Genomic DNA, 1,762 nt, shown 5'->3' on the forward strand with positions numbered 1-1,762 from the left:
TTAGGGCTTGCAGATCATCAACGCGTAGCTTCTGGCTCGGTGGCTCGTTGATGTGCTATGGGCATTGCGTCGGAGCAACAGGCGGTGCTGGCAGCGAAGTTCGAGACGATCCTGCCGCATCTCGATGAGCGTCAGCGTCGTCTGCTGCTGGGAGCGGAGGCGCGGTCGATCGGGCACGGCGGGATCAGGCTGGTCGCGCGGGCCGCTGACGTGCGGGAGGCGACCGTGTCGCTGGGGGTGCGCGAGCTGGAGTCGGGGGAGCCGCCGCTGGGACGCGTCCGGCGACCGGGCGGCGGCCGCAAACGGGTCGTCGACCTGGATCCCGCTCTGCGTGATGTGCTGCTGGCGCTGGTGGAGCCGGATGTGCGCGGGGATCCGATGTCGCCGCTGCGCTGGACGACGAAGTCGACGCGCAACCTGGCGGCCGAGCTGACCCGGCAGGGCCACCGGGTCTCGGCCGACACGGTCGGGGATTTGCTGCGCGCGGAGGGCTTCAGCCTGCAGGGCAACGCCAAGACCATCGAGGGCAGCCGGCACCCGGACCGGGATGGGCAGTTCCGCTACATCAACGAGCAGGCCAGGGCCCACATCGATGCCGGAGAGCCGGTGGTCAGCGTGGACACCAAGAAGAAGGAGCTGGTCGGCCAGTACAAGAACGCCGGACAGCAGTGGCTGCCGGCGGGGCAGCCGGTTCAGGTCTCCACCCATGACTTCCCCGACACGCAGCTGGGCAAGGCGATTCCCTACGGCGTCTACGACCTGGCCGCGAACACCGGCTGGGTCAACGTCGGCACCGACCACGACACCGCCTCGTTCGCGGTCGGGTCCATCCGCCGCTGGTGGAAGGCCCGCGGCAGCCTCGACTACCCGACCGCGACGAAACTGCTGATCACCGCGGACGCCGGCGGCTCCAACGGCTACCGCACCCGCGCCTGGAAGAGCGAACTGGCCGCCCTGGCCCTGGAGACCGGCCTGGAAATCACCGTGTGCCACTTTCCGCCTGGAACATCGAAATGGAACAAGGTCGAACACCGGCTGTTCTCACACATCACGATGAACTGGCGCGGCAGGCCGCTGACCAGCCACGAAGTGGTCGTGAACAGCATCGCCGCGACCCGCACCCGCACCGGGCTGACCGTCCATGCCGAACTCGACACCGGCGCCTACCCCACCGGCGTGACCGTCGGCAACCGGCAAATGGACGCCCTGCCCCTGACCCGGCACACCTGGCACAGCGACTGGAACTACACGCTGCGGCCCGAGCCCTATACCGAGATCAACGAGGCCCCGGACCCGTTCGACCGGCCCAGCCCCGACCTCGCCTGGCTGTGCCATCCGCTGTTCACTGGGGTCACCGCGGTCGGGTGGGACGCCCTGATCACCCAACTCCTGGCCCTCCACGACGCTCAGCGCGAGGGCCAACTCGACAAGCGCCGCGGCCACCGGCCCCGCATCAAGGGCGACGGCACCACCGGCCGCCGCCCCGTCCTCACCCTCGCCGACCGCCTCCTGGCCGTCCTGCTCCACCAGCGGCTCGGCCTCCCGCAAGTCGCCGTCGCCCGGCTCTTCGGCGTCACACCCGAGACCGTCAACCGCCGCATCCGTGACATCCGCCAACTCCTCCAGGCAGCCGGGCACACCGTCAAACCCACCGGACCTCGACTTGCCGACCTGCACGCCCTCCACGACCTCGCCACCAGCCACGGAATCACCATCGCCACAGAGATCAAGACTGCGAGTTAATGATCTGCAAGCCCTTAGG

General features: G+C 69.0%; 1 protein-coding gene. It reads left to right on the forward strand.

The features are described 5' to 3' along the window. The first annotated feature begins 57 nt into the window (after positions 1–57). Positions 58–1,743, forward strand: coding sequence for an ISAzo13 family transposase (locus tag AC27LF_RS45355; RefSeq protein WP_487231308.1), 1,686 nt, complete (start codon positions 58–60; stop codon positions 1,741–1,743). Positions 1,744–1,762: the final 19 nt, after the last annotated feature.

Source organism: Streptomyces diversicolor (genome assembly GCF_057537855.1).

Excerpts from the sequence above, each read along its gene's own strand:
- AC27LF_RS45355 (WP_487231308.1), top strand. The coding sequence starts at position 58 with ATGGGCATTGCGTCGGAGCAACAGGCGGTGCTGGCAGCGAAGTTCGAG.